Origin of the sequence: Vreelandella janggokensis, assembly GCF_031451615.1 — a bacterium.
Classification (GTDB): Bacteria; Pseudomonadota; Gammaproteobacteria; order Pseudomonadales; family Halomonadaceae; genus Vreelandella; species Vreelandella janggokensis.
Window position 1 is genome coordinate 28,298 of record NZ_JARWAJ010000006.1, and the last position, 18,594, is coordinate 46,891.

17 protein-coding genes are annotated in these 18,594 nt (G+C 62.0%); 16 read left to right on the forward strand and 1 reads right to left on the reverse strand.

The window, feature by feature from the left end:
- Positions 1-111 precede the first annotated feature (111 nt).
- The 9 genes from QC816_RS15155 to cobJ are packed head-to-tail and all read left to right on the forward strand — an operon-like array spanning position 112 to position 11,995.
- The gene (locus QC816_RS15155) at positions 112-1,830 is read left to right on the forward strand and encodes an AAA family ATPase (RefSeq protein WP_309783134.1); all 1,719 of its coding nucleotides are present in this window, start codon (positions 112-114) and stop codon (positions 1,828-1,830) included.
- Positions 1,827-2,420, forward strand: coding sequence for a cob(I)yrinic acid a,c-diamide adenosyltransferase (cobO, locus tag QC816_RS15160; protein WP_309783137.1), 594 nt, complete (start codon positions 1,827-1,829; stop codon positions 2,418-2,420). Before QC816_RS15155 ends, cobO begins: the two co-directional genes overlap by 4 nt.
- Positions 2,420-3,793, forward strand: a complete 1,374-nt coding sequence (locus tag QC816_RS15165) for a cobyrinic acid a,c-diamide synthase CobB (protein WP_309783138.1) — start codon at positions 2,420-2,422, stop codon at positions 3,791-3,793. Before cobO ends, QC816_RS15165 begins: the two co-directional genes overlap by 1 nt.
- On the forward strand, positions 3,780-4,877 hold the full coding sequence (cobW, locus tag QC816_RS15170) for a cobalamin biosynthesis protein CobW (RefSeq protein WP_309783140.1): 1,098 nt from the start codon (positions 3,780-3,782) through the stop codon (positions 4,875-4,877). The genes QC816_RS15165 and cobW overlap by 14 nt, the downstream gene beginning before the upstream one ends.
- Positions 4,877-8,728 (forward strand): cobaltochelatase subunit CobN, encoded by a 3,852-nt coding sequence (gene cobN, locus QC816_RS15175; RefSeq protein WP_309783142.1) that lies wholly within the window; start codon positions 4,877-4,879, stop codon positions 8,726-8,728. Before cobW ends, cobN begins: the two co-directional genes overlap by 1 nt.
- Positions 8,718-9,869, forward strand: coding sequence for a cobalamin biosynthesis protein CobG (locus QC816_RS15180; RefSeq protein ID WP_309783143.1), 1,152 nt, complete (start codon positions 8,718-8,720; stop codon positions 9,867-9,869). Before cobN ends, QC816_RS15180 begins: the two co-directional genes overlap by 11 nt.
- On the forward strand, positions 9,853-10,482 hold the full coding sequence (locus QC816_RS15185) for a precorrin-8X methylmutase (protein ID WP_309783145.1): 630 nt from the start codon (positions 9,853-9,855) through the stop codon (positions 10,480-10,482). Before QC816_RS15180 ends, QC816_RS15185 begins: the two co-directional genes overlap by 17 nt.
- The gene (gene cobI, locus QC816_RS15190) at positions 10,479-11,204 is read left to right on the forward strand and encodes a precorrin-2 C(20)-methyltransferase (RefSeq protein ID WP_309783148.1); all 726 of its coding nucleotides are present in this window, start codon (positions 10,479-10,481) and stop codon (positions 11,202-11,204) included. Before QC816_RS15185 ends, cobI begins: the two co-directional genes overlap by 4 nt.
- Positions 11,201-11,995, forward strand: a complete 795-nt coding sequence (gene cobJ / locus QC816_RS15195; RefSeq protein WP_309783150.1) for a precorrin-3B C(17)-methyltransferase — start codon at positions 11,201-11,203, stop codon at positions 11,993-11,995. Before cobI ends, cobJ begins: the two co-directional genes overlap by 4 nt.
- Here cobJ and QC816_RS15200 read toward each other — a convergent pair.
- Positions 11,938-12,684, reverse strand: a complete 747-nt coding sequence (locus tag QC816_RS15200) for a cobalt-precorrin-6A reductase (protein ID WP_309783152.1) — start codon at positions 12,682-12,684, stop codon at positions 11,938-11,940. The two genes, cobJ and QC816_RS15200, sit on opposite strands and share 58 nt — an antisense overlap.
- Between QC816_RS15200 and cbiE the strand changes: the two genes are divergently transcribed.
- From cbiE to QC816_RS15235, 7 genes are all read left to right on the forward strand, one after another.
- The gene (gene cbiE / locus QC816_RS15205) at positions 12,677-13,930 is read left to right on the forward strand and encodes a precorrin-6y C5,15-methyltransferase (decarboxylating) subunit CbiE (RefSeq protein WP_309783154.1); all 1,254 of its coding nucleotides are present in this window, start codon (positions 12,677-12,679) and stop codon (positions 13,928-13,930) included. The two genes, QC816_RS15200 and cbiE, sit on opposite strands and share 8 nt — an antisense overlap.
- The gene (locus tag QC816_RS15210; RefSeq protein WP_309783156.1) at positions 13,927-14,346 is read left to right on the forward strand and encodes a cobalamin biosynthesis protein; all 420 of its coding nucleotides are present in this window, start codon (positions 13,927-13,929) and stop codon (positions 14,344-14,346) included. Before cbiE ends, QC816_RS15210 begins: the two co-directional genes overlap by 4 nt.
- Positions 14,343-15,146 (forward strand): precorrin-4 C(11)-methyltransferase, encoded by an 804-nt coding sequence (gene cobM / locus QC816_RS15215; RefSeq protein ID WP_309783158.1) that lies wholly within the window; start codon positions 14,343-14,345, stop codon positions 15,144-15,146. Before QC816_RS15210 ends, cobM begins: the two co-directional genes overlap by 4 nt.
- Positions 15,143-15,907 carry a precorrin-6A synthase (deacetylating) gene (gene cobF, locus QC816_RS15220; RefSeq protein ID WP_309783160.1) on the forward strand — a complete coding sequence of 255 codons (765 nt, stop codon included), beginning with the start codon at positions 15,143-15,145 and terminating at the stop codon, positions 15,905-15,907. Before cobM ends, cobF begins: the two co-directional genes overlap by 4 nt.
- Positions 15,908-15,981: 74 nt before the next feature.
- Positions 15,982-16,422 carry a YtoQ family protein gene (locus QC816_RS15225; protein ID WP_309783359.1) on the forward strand — a complete coding sequence of 147 codons (441 nt, stop codon included), beginning with the start codon at positions 15,982-15,984 and terminating at the stop codon, positions 16,420-16,422.
- 600 nt (positions 16,423-17,022) lie between these two features.
- Positions 17,023-17,370, forward strand: a complete 348-nt coding sequence (locus QC816_RS15230) for a hypothetical protein (RefSeq protein WP_309783162.1) — start codon at positions 17,023-17,025, stop codon at positions 17,368-17,370.
- Positions 17,371-17,473: 103 nt separating this feature from the next.
- Positions 17,474-18,529, forward strand: a complete 1,056-nt coding sequence (locus QC816_RS15235) for a hypothetical protein (RefSeq protein WP_309783165.1) — start codon at positions 17,474-17,476, stop codon at positions 18,527-18,529.
- Positions 18,530-18,594 lie beyond the last annotated feature (65 nt).

Here is an 18,594-nt window from a genome sequence, read left to right on the forward strand (position 1 = left end):
GTTTTATTATCCCTCAGCTAATTGCCATGAATCATATTCAAGTCTCGCAGCCATCAAATCAGCTGGCGGATATTGTCCGGCTGACGGGCTTGGCCAGCACGGGAGGTGCCGGTGAGTGAGTTTCCCTTTGCGGCGGTGGTTGGCCAGGAAGCGCTGAAAACCGCGCTGATCCTTAATGCCATTAATCCGCGTATCGGCGGGGTGCTGGTGAGTGGGCCAAGAGGTAGCGCCAAGTCGACCTTGGCAAGGGCTCTGGCCGCTATTTTACCTGGCGATAGCGACGGGCAGCGTGCTCCTTTTGTGACTCTGCCCCTGGGCGCCAGCGAAGACAGGCTGGTCGGCAGTCTGGATCTGCAAAAGGTGCTGGCCGATGGCGAAGCCACCTTTCATGCCGGGCTGCTCGCTAAAGCCGACGGCGGCGTGCTGTATGTGGACGAGGTCAATCTGCTGCCGGATACACTGGTCGATTTGCTGCTGGATGTGGCCGCCAGCGGTACCAATATCGTCGAGCGCGACGGTATCAGCCACTCCCATCCGGCGCGCTTCAGCCTGATTGGCACCATGAACCCGGATGAAGGCGAGCTACGCCCGCAGTTGCTGGATCGTTTTGGGCTGTGTATCGACCAGGCCGCGAGCATCAGCGTGGAAGAACGTATCGCCATCGTCCAGCAGCGCGAAGCCTTTGACCGCGACCCTGCGGGGGCGACCCGTGGCTTCGAGGAGGCCCAGGCCGCACTGACCGAGCGGATTCATCAGGCCCAGTGCCAACTGGTGGATGTCATTACCCCGTCATGGGTGTATCACACCATCGCCTCGCGCTGTGAAACCGCCGGTGTGGAAGGGTTGCGAGCCGACGTGACCTGGCATCGCGCCGCTCGTGCCCACGCCGCCTGGCGCGGTGCAAGCGAGGTAGCGCAGCAGGATATCGATACCGTCGAGCCGTGGGTGCTGGACCATCGGCGCACCCAATCGCCCGAGCAAACCCCGCCGTCTTCGCCGCCGAAGGCACCGCCTTCGGGAGGCGAGGGGGGTTCGTCATCAACGACTGGTGCGTCGACCGGTAGGTCACCCGAGCAGCGCGGCGAACAGGGTCAGTGGGGCGCCATGCCGCCCCAGGCTCAGTCAACCATTCAGCAGGCAGCGCCTGAACTGGCGAATACGCCAAACGGTGTTGGTCAGGCGAAAACGGCGGCGACTCCGGCGTCCGGTGAAAAAGGTCAGGTATCAGGCAAGGGACGCTCGCGGACTGAAACGTCTCGTCTGGACGGCTTTGGCACCCTGATCGCCAACCGCGGCCAGTGGCCCTGGCGAACGCTAAAAATGCGCAAGACACAGGCCGGGCAGCCAAGGGCGCACCTGGTACTGCTGGATACCTCCGGCTCCACTCTGGGGCAGCGCCTGCTGGGCCAGGCAAAGGGGCTCGTAGAATCGCTGGTGCGCCAGGCCTACGCGGCACGTGAGCAGGTCGCCGTGGTGGGGTTTGGCAACGGCGGTGTGGTGCCGCTTCTGTCGCGCCGTCGTGCGCCCAAGCGTGTACAAGATGCGTTGGAGGCGGCGACGGGTGGCGGCGGTACGCCGCTGCGCGAGGCGGTGATCGAGGCCAAGCGCCTGATCCATCAGTGGCAACGACGCGAGCCCGGGCTGCACATCCGCACCTATTTGATTACCGACGGCCGTACCCGCGAATCTGTCGCCGACCTCGGCCCGCTGGGCGACTGCATCCTGCTGGATACCGAGGCATCGAAAATCAAACGCGGCCAGGGCGCACGCATCGCCCAGCAACTGGGGGCGCGCTACGCGACACCTTTTTCTGGACAGGAAACCCCATGAGTGACGATCGCCATACCCACCGCATGCAGCGCAAAAAGGACGTGGTCGACGAGCGCATCAGCCGTGCCACGGAAGAGCGCGGGGTGTTGATCCTGCTGAAAGGCAACGGCAAGGGCAAAAGCAGCTCGGCGCTTGGCACTATGGCGCGGGCGCTGGGTCACGGGCAGCGCTGCGCAGTGATCCAGTTTATCAAGGGGCGCCGTGAAACCGGCGAGTACCTGTTCTTCCGCGATCAGCCCAACCTCGACTGGCACATCATGGGCCAGGGGTTTACCTGGGAAACCCAGGATCGCGAGCGCGATATTGAAGCCGCCCAGTCGGCCTGGGCGGTGGCCAAGGGCTTGCTCGAAAACCCCAACTACCACCTCATCGTCCTCGATGAAATGAGCTACATGTTCAAGTACGGCTATCTCGACCCGCTGCCGGTGGTCGAAGCGCTTAACCAACGCCCCGCGCATCAAAACGTGATCATTACCGGGCGCACCATGGCGACGCCGCTTCAGGAAATCGCTGACACCATCAGCACGGTGCAGGACGAGCGCCACGCCTTTCGTGGCAGTGTTAAAGCCCAGGCGGGGATCGAATACTGATGAGCACACCCACTGCAAGCTGCCCGGCGCTGTTTATTGCCGCGCCTTCTTCGGGGCAGGGCAAGACCACCTTTACCGCCGCGCTGGCCAGGGCGTTGCGCAACCAGGGCAAGGTGGTGCGCGTGTTTAAAACCGGCCCCGACTACCTGGACCCCCAGGTGCTAGCCCAGGCCGCTGGCCAGCCGGTGGATCAGCTTGACCTATGGATGGCGGGCGACGCCTACTGCCGCCAGCGCTTTTACGAAGCCGCCCAGACGGCGGACATGATATTAGTCGAAGGCGCCATGGGCCTGTTTGACGGCGAGCCTTCCAGTGCCGACCTGGCCGCGCGGTTTGGCTTGCCCATGGTGGTGGTGATGGACGTCAAGGGCATGGCGCAGACCGCGGGTGCCCTGCTGGCGGGGCTGGCGGGCTTTCGTGATGATATCCGCATTGTCGGGCTTATCGCCAACAGCTGTGGCTCCGAGCGCCACCGCGAGCTGATCGAGACAACCCTGCCGACAGACATCCCGCTGCTGGCTGCCATTGCGCGTAACCCGGAACTGTCGCTGCCCGAACGCCATCTAGGCCTGGTGCAGGCCGACGAGATTCGTGACGACCTGGAAGAACGCTTTGAAAAGGGCGCCCGTGTTATCGAGGCGGAAAACCTGCCGCAAACGCTACTCGCTCTGCCGCCGGTGACGTTTTACGCCGCGCCAGAAGTCGCCACGGCGTCGTTACCGTCGCTTGCCGGGCTTACCATTGGTGTAGCCAAAGACGCCGCGTTCAGCTTTATTTACCAGGCCAACCTGGACCTGCTCGAACAGATGGGCGCCAAGCTGCGCTTTTTCTCGCCGCTTACCGACAGCGCCTTGCCCAGCTGCGATGCGCTGTGGCTACCCGGGGGCTACCCGGAAATTCACGCCGCGACCCTGGCGGCCAATGCGGCCATGCACGCGGCGATCAGGCAGTTTTTTGCCGACGACAAACCGATTCTTGCCGAGTGCGGCGGGCTGCTTTATTGCCTGGAAACCCTGACCGACTACGACGACACCACCCACACCATGCTGGGCCTGCTACCAGGGCAGGGCGCGATGCGCGGACGGCGGGGCTGCCAGGGGATGCAAACCGCCGAGCTGCTCGAAGGCCCGGTGCGCGGCCATGCCCACCATCGCTCGATGGCCGAAGGAACGCCTGAGCCCATCGCCCACGGCCGCCGCCAGCGCCACCCTGCGCCGGGGGAGGCCATTTTTCGTGAGCGAGGATTGACGGCCACCTACTTGCACCTGTTTTTTGCCAACAACCCGGCCGCGATCGCGCTGCTGTTTAGCGGCAAAGTGTCGCCAGCGCGTCAGCCTATCGATTCTGAGGACGAGACCCATGCAGTTAAATAAGATACCCGCCACCGTGGTCACCGGCTTTTTGGGCAGCGGTAAAACCACCTTGCTGGCGAGCATTCTGCGCCAGGTGACCGGCAAGCGAATTGCCGTGATCGTCAATGAATTCGGCGAGCAGGACATCGACTCAAGCCTGCTGCGCGGCTGTGCCCTCGACTGCGAAGACGGGCAAGCGGTGGAAGGCGACGACAGCGGCATCTTTGAGCTGGCCAACGGCTGTATCTGCTGCACCGTAGAGGAAGAGTTTCTACCGGTGATGAAAAAGCTGGTCGCCCGCCGCGACGATATCGACCATATTCTCATCGAAACCAGCGGCCTGGCGCTGCCCAAGCCGCTGGTGCAGGCGTTTAACTGGCCGGAGGTGCGCCAGCACTGCACTGTCGATGCCATCATTACCGTAATTGACGGCCCCGCCGTGGCCTCTGGCCGCTATGCCAGCGATGTTGCCAAGGTAGAAGCCCAGCGCCAGGCCGATGAAAGCCTGGATCACGACCCCAGCCTTCAGGAATTGCTCGATGACCAGCTCAGCGCGGCCGATCTGGTGCTGGTCAGCAAGACGGACCTGCTCAGCCCGGACGACAAGGCGCGGGTCGAGGCGTTGATTCAGGCGCGTGTGCCAGAATCAGTGAAGTACCTGTTTGTCGATCAAACCCTGGCCACCAACACCGTTCAACTGGAAGCCCTGATGGGCATTGGAGCGGCCAGCGAAGCCAGCATCGACCTGATCACCAACCACCACGATAAGCACCACGCTGAGGGCGCCCATCACGACCATGCCCACGACAACTTTGATTCCTGCGTGATCAGTCTGGGCGAAGTCGACGGCGACCTGCTGGCAGCCAAGCTGCAGCACATTGTCAAAACCCAGGAAATCTACCGCGCCAAGGGCTTTGCGGCGATTCCCGGCAAGCCGATGCGCCGGGTGATCCAGGCCGTGGGCGAACGTCTGGATGGCTACTTCGACCGCCTCTGGGCGGAAGGTGAAACGCGTCAAACCCAACTGGTCATCATTGGCAAGTCGCTGGACAGCGACGCGCTGCGCGACGCGCTTGCCGAAGCAGAGGTAACAACAGCCGCCTAATGCACCTTTTTGCCGCCAAACCCGGTGGCTTTGTTGATGATGAAGGCATTGTCGATCTTCAACAAAGCCCCGCGGATGTCGTGATTCTCTCGGCCGCCGACAGCAACCTCTCGGCCCTGGCCCAGGCAATCGATCGCCTGGGCGAGCGCTACCCGTCGGTGCGTCTGGCCAACTGGATGAACCTGGTCAAGCCCGCCGCCTACGACCTCTACGAGGATCGGGTGTTGGAAAAGGCGCAGCTTGTGGTCGTGTCGATGCTGGGCGGGCAGGCCTACTGGCAATACGGCTACGAACGCCTGCTGGCCTGGCGGAATGCCAAGTCCGGCCGCCAGTTGATCCTGGTGCCCGGCTGCGACGCCCCGGACGATGCGCTGCTGGAAGCTTCGAGCGTTGACTATGACAGCGCCTATCGGGTATGGCGCTACCTGCGCGAAGGCGGCGTGGATAACGCCGAGCAGCTGCTGCGCTACCTGGGCAGCGAGTGCCTGGCGTTGCCCACCACCTGGAAGGAACCCAAGGTGGTGCCCGCGGCGGTGATCTATGCGCCCAGCGATGCCGCAAGCCAGACGGGGCGTCAGGTGATGAGCCTGAGCGAATGGCGGGCCAACCAGCAGCCGGAGCGGCCGGTGTGCCTGCTGCTGTTCTATCGCAGCCACCTGCAGGGCGCCAATACCCTGGTCGTCGACGGCATGATCGAGGCGCTAAAAGCGCAGGGGCTTGAGCCACTCGCCGTCGCCGTTGCCTCCTTGAAAGAGGCAGACTGCATTGCGTTTGTCAATCACCTGATCGAGCAGACCGGCGCCATGCTGGTGGTCAACACCACCAGCTTCTCGATCAACCGCAATTCCGACGACACCCACCCGCTGGGCGGCGCGATTCCCGAGAGCGTTTTTGTCGGCCAACCGGTGATCCTGCAGGCGATTCTATCCAGCAGCACCATGGAGGACTGGCAGGCCTCGGCCGCCGGACTGAGAAGCCGCGATGTGGCGATGCAGGTGGTACTGCCCGAAATGGACGGCCGGGTGATCACCCGTGCCGTGGGCTTCAAGGCGGAAGCGCTGTATAACGAACGCAGCCAGCTGTCGGTAACCCACCATGCCCTGCATCCCGAGCGTGCTGAATTTGTCGCCAAGCTGGCGCGCCGGTTCTGCCACCTGCGCACCACCCCCAATCACGCCAAACGGCTGGCGCTGGTGCTGGCCAATTACCCCAACCGCGATGGCAGGATAGGCAATGGCGTCGGGCTGGATACGCCCGCCTCGACGCTGCAAATATTAACCGCGCTGCAATCCGCGGGTTACCCGGTCAGCGACCTGCCCGACAGTGGCGATGACCTGATCCGCCTGCTTCAGGGGGCGGTAACCAATGACCGCAACGTCATCGACCAGCGCATGTGCTGGCAAAGCATTGACGTTGATGACTACCTGGCCTGGTTTCAAACCCTGCCCGGTGAGTTGCAGGAAACGGTATGGACGCGTTGGGGCGCGCCCGCGGATGACCCCAAATGCCGTCAGGGGCGGCTGATGATCTCGGGTATCCGGCTGGGGGAGACCTTCGTGGGTATCCAGCCCGAGCGCGACTTTATCGACGACCTGACCCAGTCCTACCACGATATGCAGCTGGCGCCGCCGCACAGCTACCTGGCGTTTTACTTCTGGCTGCGCGAGCACTATCAGGTGGAAGCGGTGATTCACGTGGGCAAGCACGGCAACCTTGAGTGGCTGCCGGGCAAAAGCAGCGCCTTGAGCGCCGACTGCTGGCCGGATATAGCGCTCGGCCCGGTGCCGCATTTCTACCCGTTTATCGTCAACGACCCGGGCGAGGGCGCCCAGGCCAAGCGGCGCAGCCAGGCGGTGATTATCGATCACCTGATGCCACCGCTGGCCCGCGCCGAGCTGTATGGCGACATGGCCAAACTGGAAGCGCTCACCGACGAATATTACCAGGCGCTGGATATGGACCCCCGGCGCGAAGCGTTAATCCGCGAGCAGATCCTTGAGCACCTGCGCGAGACCGGCATCGACCAGGAGTTGACCAAGGCGGTCGACAGCCAGGACGAAGCGCTGATCCTGAACGAGCTGGATACCTTCCTATGCGACATCAAGGAATCGCAGATTCGTCACGGTTTGCACATTCTCGGAACGCTGCCGCCGCAGGATAAAGTGGTCGGTACCCTGGTGGCGCTGCTGCGCTTGCCGAGGGGCGAGAGCATTGCCCAGCGTGGCTTGCTGCATAACCTGGCCGATGATCTGGCCCTGCAGGGCGAAGGCCAAGCGCCCTTTGATCCGCTGATGGCCGACGCCGACCCCTGGAACGGGCCCCGGCCGAACGTGCTGCGCGAGCTGGATAGCGCCGCCTGGCGCAGCGGCAACGACACCCGCGAGCGGCTGGAGGCGCTGGCCCACCAGCTGGTCGAGGCGTACGTGGTCGCGCCGGGTAGTCTGGAGGCGTTGGCCGCCCACTATCCTGCGACCGCCGAGCAGCTGCGTTACGCCCGGGACCAGCTTTGGGTCGCGCTTCAGCAGAGCGCCGAGCTGGAAATCAGCTCGCTGCTGGAAGGCCTGGATGGCCTGTTTGTGCCGCCGGGGCCGAGTGGCGCCCCCAGCCGGGGGCGGCTGGATACGCTGCCCACCGGGCGCAATTTCTTCAGCGTGGACAACCGCTCGATTCCATCGCCCGCCGCCTGGACGCTGGGCGAAAAATCCGCCCAGGCGTTTGTCGAGCGCTATCTGCAGGATAACGGCGACTACCCCCGCCGCCTGGGACTCTCCATCTGGGGGACCGCCACCATGCGCACCGGTGGCGATGACATCGCCCAGGCCTTTGCGCTGATGGGCGTGCGTCCCATCTGGTCGCTGGGTTCCCAGCGGGTGATCGATATCGAGGTGATACCCTCGATGCTGCTCAACCGCCCGCGGGTAGACGTTACGCTGCGGGTTTCCGGCTTCTTCCGCGATGCGTTTCCCAACGTGATCCGGCTGTTCGATGCGGCGGTACAGGCGGTGGCCAGCTATGCCGAACCGGGCAACAGCAATACCATCCGCGATGCGGTAATGGCCCGCCAGCAGGTGCTGGAAAACCAGGGGCTGAGCCCCGAGATGGCCGCCCAGCAGGCGGGCTATCGGATCTTTGGCAGCAAGCCCGGGGAGTACGGTACCGGCCTCAACCGGCTGATCGACAACGGCGCCTGGGAAAATGCCGATGACCTGGCACAGGCCTACCTGGACAACGGCGCCTACGCCTACGGGCAGTTTGCCGAGTCTGGCACGGCCGCCCCGGATGCCTTCGAGCAGCAGCTTAAAGGCCTGGAAGCGGTGATGCAGAACCAGGATAACCGCGAGCACGATATCCTCGATTCCAACAGCTACTACGCCTTCCAGGGCGGTATGGCCAATGCCAGCCGCTCGCTGAGCGGCAAAACCCCGGATATCTACCACGCCGACCACGCCAACCCCGCCCAGCCCAAGATTCGCACGCTGAAAGAGGAGCTGGCCAAGGTGATTCGCTCGCGGGTGCTCAACCCCAAGTGGATCAACGCCATGCGCGAGCATGGCTATAAAGGCGGCTTCGAGATGGCGGCCACCATCGACTATCTATTCGCCTACGATGCCACCACCGACCTGGTCGCCGACTACCAGTACGCCCAGGTCGCCGATGCGCTGGTGTTGGATGACGCCAATCAGCAGTTCCTGCGCGAGCATAACCCCTCGGCGCTGGAAGAAATGGCCGAACGCCTGCTCGAAGCCGCCCAGCGAGGCATGTGGCAGGCACCCGGTGAGCAGGGCGACGCGCTGAAAGACCTGCTGCTGGACATGGACGAGGCCAAGGAGGTCGCGGCGGATGTCGGCTGAGCCCCGCATCAAGGGCTGGTGCCCCGGTGCCTGGCAACCGATGGCAACCGGCGATGGTTTACTGGTGCGCGTGCGCCCACGGCTGGGCCAGCTTGAACGTGGCCAGGTGCTGGCGCTGTGCGACGCGGCGGAGGCCTACGGCAGCGGCTTGATCGAACTGACCAGCCGCGCCAATCTGCAATTGCGCGGCGTCACCGAGGCGAGCTGGCCCGCCCTGATGGAGACCCTGGTCGCCCACGAATTGATTGACGCCGACCCGGAAGCGGAGCGTCGTCCGCAAATTCTATTGGCCCCCGGCTGGCAAGCGGGGGACGATACCCATAAAATCGCCAGCGCGCTTGTCGACCGTTGGGCAGAGTTGCCGGTGGTGCCCGCCAAGGTCGGGATCGCCATTGATGCAGGCAAGGCGCCGGTGCTAGGCGATGCCTCGGCGGACTTTCGTATCGAACGCGCCAATTCGGGCGGCCTGTTGGTGCGCGCCGACGGTTATTCGTTGGGCACCGCAGTGCGCTCGATTGACGCGGCCGTGGCGCAACTTATTCGCCTGCTGGCATGGTTTGTCGATAGTGGCGGCTGGGACAGCAAACGCATGCGGCGCCATCATGTGCCGCTGCCTGACTGGGCCCCGGCCAACGCACGTCCCGCTGCAACGGGCGGCCAATTGCCTCTGGGCAAGCACGCCCACGGCGCGGTGTATGGCCTGCCGTTTGGGCGGGTGCCCGCCAGGGTGCTGCGCGCTGCGGTGATGCCTGCCGACGTCAACGCCCTGCAGGTGACGCCCTGGCGGCGTATATGGATAGCAGGCGCCAGCGTCGAAGTCATCGACGGGTTGATAACCGACGAACAGGACGCCCGCTTGCGGATTGATGCCTGTCCCGGCGCGCCTTATTGCGAGCAGGCCAGCGTCGCCACCCAGCCGCTTGCCGAGCGCCTGCGTGGGGTTACCCAGGGTGCAGTGCATGTGTCCGGCTGCGCCAAGGGCTGCGCCCGGCGCTCACCGGCCGACGTGTGTGTGGTCGGCCAGGCCGGTAGCTTTGACCTTATAATTAACGGCCGTGCCGATAGCACGCCGGTCAAGACAAACCTCACGGAGACTGAGGTAATCGCTTATTTGGAGAGTTTAGGTGCCCCACATTTATGAAACCGACGGCCCGGCGATTTACCGGGAGTCCTTTGCCACTATTCGCCGTGAAGCAGACCTGGGGCGGTTTTCTCGCGATGAAGAGCCGATTGCCGTGCGCATGATTCATGCCGCCGGTCTGGTAGAGCTTGCCGCCTCGATACATTTTGCAGGCGATGTGGTCAGCCACGCCCGCAAAGCGCTCGAAGCCGGCGCACCGATTTTATGTGATGCCCGCATGGTGTCAGAAGGCATCACGCGTAAACGCCTGCCCGCGGATAACCCGATTATCTGCACGCTGAATGACGAGCGCACGCCCGCACTGGCCAAAGAGATGGCCAACACCCGCTCGGCGGCGGCGCTTGAACTCTGGCGCCCGCACCTGGAAGGCGCGGTGGTGGCGATTGGCAACGCGCCCACGGCGTTGTTTCATCTGCTCAATATGCTCGAAGACCCTGACTGCCCGCGGCCCGCCGCGATTATTGGCTGCCCGGTGGGCTTTGTCGGCGCGGCGGAATCCAAACAGGCGCTCTGGGAGAGCCAGGTGAGCCCCTGCTGCATGGTGCAGGGACGTCTGGGCGGCAGCGCCGTGACCGTCGCCGCCCTCAATGCCATTGCGGACCGAACAGAATGACCCGGGGAATCATCTACGGGGTCGGCCTTGGCCCGGGAAGCCAGGACTTGATGAGCGTGCGCGCCGACCGCCTGATCCGCGGCGCCTCGCACGTGGCCTACTTTCGCAAGAAGGGGCGTACCGGGCATGCGCGCAGCATCGTCGAGGGCATGCTGGCCCCCGAGGTCACCGAGCTTGCCATGGAATACCCGGTGACCACGGAAATCCCCTTCGACGACCCGCGTTATAACGAGTTGCTGGCCAATTTTTACCAACGCAGCGTGGCGCTGCTGATCGAGCTGGCTGAGGCGGGGCGTGATGTGGTGGTACTTTGCGAAGGCGACCCGTTCTTCTACGGCTCCTTCATGCATCTTTATACCCGGCTACTGGACCACGTGCCGGTCTCCGTGGTGCCGGGGATCACCGGGATGTCGGCGGCCTGGACCGCCACCGGCCAGCCGATCACCTGGGGCGACGATATCCTCACAGTGGTCATGGCCACGCTGCCGGAGTCGTCCCTGGCCGAACGCATTGCCGAGACCGATGCGCTGGTGGTGATGAAAATCGGCCGCAACCTGGACAAACTGCGCCGGGCGCTTGCCCACGCCGGGCGCGAGGATGAAGCCTGGCTGATCGAATACGCCGCCATGCGCCAGGAACGGGTCCAGCCCTTCAAGGACGTGGGCGAGAGCGTGCCCTACTTCTCGATTGTGCTGATTCATGGCCATGGGAGGCGCCCATGAGCGGCTGGCTGAAAATCGTCGGCCTGGGGCCGGGCAGCGACACACTGGTAACGCCCGAGGTGTCGGCGGTGCTTGCCGAGGCCACCGATGTGGTGGGCTATGTGCCCTACGTGGAACGCGTCGCGCCCAGGGCGGGGCTTGTGCGCCATGGCTCGGACAACCGGGAAGAAATCCAGCGCGCCGAGCAGGCGCTGACGATGGCCTCTGACGGCCGTCGCGTGGCGGTGGTGTCCTCCGGCGATCCGGGCGTGTTTGCCATGGCCTCGGCGGTGTTTGAAGCCTTGGAAGCAGGCGATGCCCGTTGGCGGTCGCTGGACGTTCAGGTACTGCCGGGGATTTCCGCCATGCTGGCCGCCAGTGCCAGCGTCGGTGCGCCGCTGGGGCACGACTTCTGCTGCATTAATCTATCCGACAACCTCAAGCCCTGGGCGTTGATTGAAAAGCGCCTGCGCCTGGCCGCAGAGGCCGACTTTGCCATGGCGTTCTACAACCCCCGCTCCAGAGCGCGGCCGGAGGGCTTTGCGCGTACCCTGGAGGTACTGCTTGACGCCTGCGGGCCTGATAGGCTGATCATTTTCGCCCGTGCCGTTTCAACCCCTGAGGAAGCGATTCGAGTCACCACACTGGGCGAGGCGACGCCGGACATGGCGGACATGCGCACCCTGGTCATCGTGGGCTCCAGCCAGACGCGGCGCATTGAAAGGCAAGGCCATGAACCGAGCGAACCGTGGGTTTATACCCCTCGCTCGGTGGGCGCCAAAAGCCAGGCCAGCACGTCATCCGCGGTGTGACATTCCCGGCGTGAGGGCAGCCTAGGCCGCTCGATCATCACCACCGGCAGGCCGAGCGTGCGGGCGGCGGTGAGTTTGGACACCGCACCGTCGCCGCCGGCGTTTTTGCACACCAGACGCTCAACGGCGTGGTCCTTGAGCAAGGCCAGATCGCCCGACGTGGTAAACGGGCCGCGCGCGACGGTGATAGTCTGGTGGGGCAGCGGTATCGGCTGCTCGGGGTGATCGACCAGCCGCAGTACATAGTGATGCTGGGGCATCGCGGCAAAGGCTTCCAGGTGTTGGCGCCCGATGGCCAGCATGATGCGCTGGGGCGGGCCGTCCAACTGGTCCACTGCCTCGTCGATGCTGGCAGCGTGCGTCCAGTGATCGCCGGGCTGGGGTTGCCAGGCCGGGCGGGTGAATGCCATCAGGGGAATATCGCATTGCGCGGCAGCGGCCAGCGCGTGGCGGCTCATCTGCTCGGCGAAAGGGTGGGTCGCGTCAATCAGGTGGGTAATGCCCGCTTGCTGAAGGTAGTCGACCAGGCCAGCAACGCCGCCAAAACCGCCAACACGCATCGGCAAGGGTTGCGGCTTGGGGGTGCTGACCCGGCCCGCATAACTATAGATGGCCGGGATCGATCGCTCGGCCAGCAGGCTGGCCAGGGCGCTGGCCTCTGAGGTTCCGCCAAGAATCAGGATGTTCATAGTGGTTAACGGTAACGAGGTTCCCTGGCTGACGATAATAGGCTGGGGGGAGAGTGGCACACAGGGTCTCACGGCGGCAAGCCGCGAGGCCCTCGCGCGTGCTGAGGTAGTGTTTGGCGCGCGCCGACACCTGCGCCTGCTCGAACCCCTGAGCACTGACTTGAACGCCGACCTGCAAGCCGATCTGAAAGATAAGCTGCGTGAATGGCCGGTGCCGTTTGCCGACGGCATCCCCCAGCTACTCGCCGAGCGCGGCCGCCGCGTGGTGATGCTGGCCTCCGGCGACCCCTTCTGGTTTGGCGCGGGCACCTCCATCGTTAGCCACCTTGATCCCCAGGAATGGCAGGCACTGCCGTCGCCCTCCACGTTCAGCCTGGTGTCTTCCCGCCTGGGCTGGCCGATTCAGGACTGTACCTGCCTGGGCCTGCATGCCAAGCCGTTAACCCGCGTTCGCCCCTACCTGCATCCCGGCAGGCGCGTGCTGGTGTTGGTACGCGACGGTGACGCGGTAGCGGAGCTTGCCCAGTGGGTCTGCCAATTCGGCTTTGCAGACTCAAAACTAACGGTGCTGGAAGCCCTGGGCGGCGAGCACGAACGGGTGCGTGCCTTTCCGGCAGCGGCGACGCTTCCCGATGACATCACGCATCCGGTCGCGGTAGCGCTTGAGGTTGCAGGCGAGGGGCCCGCATTGCCGCTGACGCCCGGGCTTGCCGATGGCTTTTTTGAACACGACGGCCAGATCACCAAACAACCCATTCGTGCCATGACCCTGGCCGCGCTGTCCCCCAGGCCCGGCGAGCGGCTGTGGGATATCGGCACTGGCTCGGGCTCGATTGCCATTGAGTGGCTGCTCGCTCACCCGGATAATCAGGCGGTGGGCTTTGAGCAAAACGCAGAACGGGCAGCAAGAGCGCGCAGCAACGCAGGGAACCTGGGCGTTGATTGGCTTGAGGTCAAAGAGGGCAGCGCGCCGGACGTACTGAACGATACGCCGCTGCCCGATGCGGTATTTATCGGCGGCGGGCTATCCCAAGTGCTGTTGGACGATTTATGGCAGCGCCTGCCCGAAGGGGTGCGCGTCGTCGCCAATGCGGTGACACTTGAATCCGAAGCGCTGCTGGCGCAATGGCAACAAAAAGCAGGTGGCGAACTGATGCGCCTGGAACTTGCCAACGCCGCACCCATCGGCACCCGACGGGGCTGGAAGGCCAGCTATCCGATCGTGCAGTGGCGGGGCGTTCGATGAAGGCGCAGACGCTGCATGTCGTTGGATTTGGCTTTCGCCGCGAGGCCACGCTTGCCTCCCTTGGTCAGGCGCTGGATCAGCTTGCCGAGCAGTACGGGGCTATTTACCAATGCGGCGCTGGCGCTATCGATAAGCTGGCGGCGGCTCGTTCCATGCTGCCACTAGTCGAAGAGCTAGGACGACTGCGCAACATTGAAGTCATCACCGTAGCGGACGCCGAGCTGTCGACGGTGACAACGCTGACTCATTCCGCGCAAAGTTTACAGGCCCGAGGTACGGGCAGCGTGGCTGAGGCCGTGGCGCTGATAGCGGCGGGCCCAGGGTCAACGCTGCTAGGGCCCCGGATAATCTCAGCGGATAGGCAGGCCACCGCCGCCCTGGCGTTGTCAGAAGTACCAGAAGGAATCACAGAATGACCGTTCATTTCATCGGCGCCGGGCCGGGCGCCCCTGACCTGATTACGCTGCGCGGCCGCGACCTGATTGCCGCGAGCCCGGTGTGCCTCTACGCAGGTTCGCTGGTGCCGCAAGAACTGCTTGAGCATTGCCCGCCAGGCGCGCGCATCGTCAACACCGCGCCGCTGTCGCTGGACGAGATCATTCAGGAAATCCAGTCCGCCCACGCGGCAGAGCAGGATGTCGTGCGGCTGCACTCGGGGGATGTATCGGTATGGTCGGCGGTGGGGGAGCAGACCCGGCGCCTGCGCGCGCTTGAAATCCCCTACACCATCACCCCCGGCGTGCCCGCCTTTGCCGCCGCTGCGGCCAGTTTGGGCCAGGAGCTGACCCTGCCGGGCGTGGCACAATCGGTGGTGTTGACGCGAACCTCCGGGCGCGCCAGCGCCATGCCGGACAACGAAACCCTGGCCAACTTTGCCCAGAGCGGCGCGACGCTGGCCATCCACCTGTCGGTACACAACCTTGAAAGCGTGGTGGCGTCGCTGACGCCGTACTACGGCAGTGACTGTCCCGTGGCCATTGTATGGCGAGCCAGCTGGCCCGATGAAAAAATCATCAGAGGGCGCCTATCCACCATTGAGGCGTTGGCCGCCAATACGTTGCAACGCACGGCGCTGATTCTGGTCGGGCCGGTGCTCGAGAGCCAGGACTTCCAGGAAAGCGCGCTGTACGCCGTGGGCTACGATCGCCGTTTTCGGCCACAGTCCGCGGACTCGCCGTTTGCCAACCTGCCAGACGAGGAGGGCCGCGACGGATGACGACGCTTTCGCTGATCGGCATCGGCACGGGCAACCCAGACCACGTCACGCTCGCCGCCGTGCGCGCCCTCAACGACGCCGACCTGATCCTGATGCCGCGCAAAGGCGAAGCCAAAAGCGACCTGGTCGACCTGCGTCGCCTGCTGTGCCAGACCCTGCTGCGCGAGCCCGAGCAGGCTCAAATCGTCGAGTTCGATTTGCCTAAGCGAGGCGAGCGGGGCGATTACCTGGGCGCCGTCGATGAATGGCACCACGCCATTGCCGAGGTGTGGGCGTCGCTGATGGCGCGCCACCTGCCGGAAGGCGGTCGGGTTGGCATGCTGATCTGGGGCGACCCCTCGCTTTACGACAGCAGCCTGCGCATCGCCGAACGCCTGGGTGCGGTCGGGCGGCAGGTAGACGTCGAGGTGGTGCCCGGCATCACCAGCCTGCAGGTACTCACCGCCGAACACCGCATACCGCTGAATGCGCTCGCCGAGCCCATCCAGATCACCACCGGCCGCCGCCTACGCGAACGCGGCTGGCCAAGCGACGCCGCCACCGTCGCCGTCATGCTCGACAGCGGTGGGTCCTTTACCGCGTTGCCCGCCGACGATACCTACATCTGGTGGGGCGCCTACCTGGGCATGGAGAAACAGTGCCTGATCAAAGGCCGGCTAAGCGAGGTCAGCGAGGAGATCATCCAACGCCGCGCCCGCCTGCGCGAACAGCACGGCTGGATCATGGATATCTACCTGCTGGCCAAGCAGCCGCTGATATGACGCCGGTATCAATATGGAATGTTTTTCCATAAAATAACTGCATCGACTAAATGACTGCGTTATCAGGAGCGACCATGAGCTTTTACGTTTATCTATCCGGCGAGATCCACACCGACTGGCGCGACGAAATCCAGCGCGGCGCCGACGCGGCAGGCCTGGATATCGTCTTCACCGCCCCGGTGACCGATCACGACGCCTCGGACGCCGCCGGTGACCACCTCGGCAAACCCGAAAATGGCTTCTGGCGCGACCACCAGTCTTCCAAGGTTAACGCCATCCGCACCCGCACCATGATCGAACAGGCTGATCTGGTCGTCGTACGCTTCGGCGACAAATACAAACAGTGGAACGCCGCCTTCGACGCAGGCTACTGCGCCGCCCTCGCCAAGCCCTACATCACCCTGCACAGCGAAGACATCGTCCACCCGCTGAAAGAAGTCGATGCAGGCGCAAACGCCTGGTGCACCACCACCGACCAAGTCGTCGAGACCCTCCGTTACGTCCTCAAAGCCTAATACGCCCACCCAGCGAAGCACGGTGTCCTGCAGGAGTGCAATTCATTGCACGACCAACAGCCATCGTGCCACCAAGCCCGCAATGCGGGGCTGTAGGAGCCCAATTCATTGGGCGATCAGAGTGTAATCAGCCACCAAAAACGATCGCCCAACGAAGTCGGGCTCTTACAGAAGCCCTCTGCAATGGGGTTGCAAGGGGCCATCCATTGCCATTTAAGAAATCATCACGTCATCAATGCCTGCGTCGAGGGGGTTGTAGGAGCCCAATTTATTAGGCGATCAGCATTAAATAAGACAACGAAAACAATCACTTGTACAGATTTTCCTTCCTCGCCTTTCCAACCCTAAACACACCACCTACAAAATTTACCTTCCCGACGCGTGACCTAAGCCAATTTTATGAATAGAGTATTAGTGAACAGAGCAAAACAAGCGGGCACGCGAATTTTGTATATGCTGCCAAGTAATCAGTTTGATACATTGTAAAACAATGGGTTATGAGTATGTGGCTGGCTAGATAATGTCAATAAACGCGTCGGCACATTCATTGATATTATGCAGCCGGGCGTATAATCACTGTTATAAACACAAGGAGAAACAATGATTCCGCTGCAAGAAGTAGACATTCACACAGACAAAGATGTTTTCTACAAGCTACATCTCATCGCGCCGACTGGTGCCGCGCCGTTCTCTGTGGAGGTTCTAGTTTACGATTCTGAATTTAACCCGCCGTTTCAATCAAACGTCTCCTTTCATCAGCAGTTTCAGAGCGCATCAGATGCGTTCGCGCATGCCCTGAATTGGGTGAAAGGATACAGTGCTAAACACGGGTATTCAGTTAAGCGAATCAACAATCCGTGCAACTGCGAGTTTCTCCAAAAAGCGGATCAGCAGAGTAGCGTGCAGTCTGCGGGTCTTTCGGTCCAGGTAGAGGTCAATGGTGTATAACCAGTCGCTCAACCGGACGCCAAAAGCGTGGCCGCTTCTGGTTCCCTCCGCTTCGCTACGGCGCCGGTTAGCTCCGCGTTAACTGTCGTAGGTGTTTGAGTATATGAGTTTGTCGAAAAGAATAACCACGTTCGAAGGAATATTTTGTTCTGGGTTCTTGATTCCAGACCAAAGGCACGTCACCGCTCTCTCGTTACTTTTCGACAAGGTTCATTTTTTAAACCAGCTTGAATACGTGATTGAGTTTTCGAAGAAATATCATTTAACACTTAATAATGAAGAAAATCTTCCGAAAATCCGTTTGACACCCAGTGATCCAAACTCGGATGAAGATCCGCTGAGTGAATTAACAACGGAGCAAAAAGAAACGGTCCATAAATATCTCATTGCAAGTGGCGAGTTTTTTTACAGAAACTCTCAGCTTTTTTCAGATTTATTTCAATGTAGCCTTTTACCTGACGATGGTCCCGTGTCCGTGGAATTAATCGAGGAGGGTAAAAAGGGAGAGAAAAATTTATATAAAGTCACAAGGAATGAATTGGTTGTATGCACAGGATCAGAAGATGAGATGGCAGGTCTCATCAATTCTGGCTGCGTTCCTATATTCATGAGTGGCGCCCAATTCACTCCCAGAAAGACGGGCGGTGTGCCAAATACAAAACAAATTGCAGCAAACATTGCTCTGAGCTCTGTAGCCATGGTGCTACCCTCAACCAAAGCAGCGAGGCCAGATGACATAATGGAGGCTAGAGAACAGTTGCGTGATCATTTGCCCAATTTCTGGTCTTCAATGTTAAAGCTTTCGTCAGAAGTTAATTCGAAAATAGAGCCAGACGCCTCACCTTTGGAAATCAAGCATCAAATAGATGAATTGATTACTGCTACGGTAACTCCAGCGCTAATTGATTTGAGTCAGAAATTAGAAATGGAGAGAAAGAATAGATTTAGAAGAATCTTAACATCAACTGCTAAAGGGCTAAGAGTACTTGCCGGTCGACCCCCAACAGATTTAGCCGGACTAGTTTCTGGCTCATTGCTAGGCGGAGCCGATGCAGCAATGGATTTTGCAAACCAACTTCGAAAGGTAGAAGCCTTAAAACAAGAATCTGGCATGAGTTACCTTCTAGAGTTGGATAAAATAGCGTCAAAAAACAGTTAACAAGTCAGGTCAGCGGACGCGCTAAAGCGCGCCGCTGCCTTCTGCGTTAAATTCCAGGAGAAGAC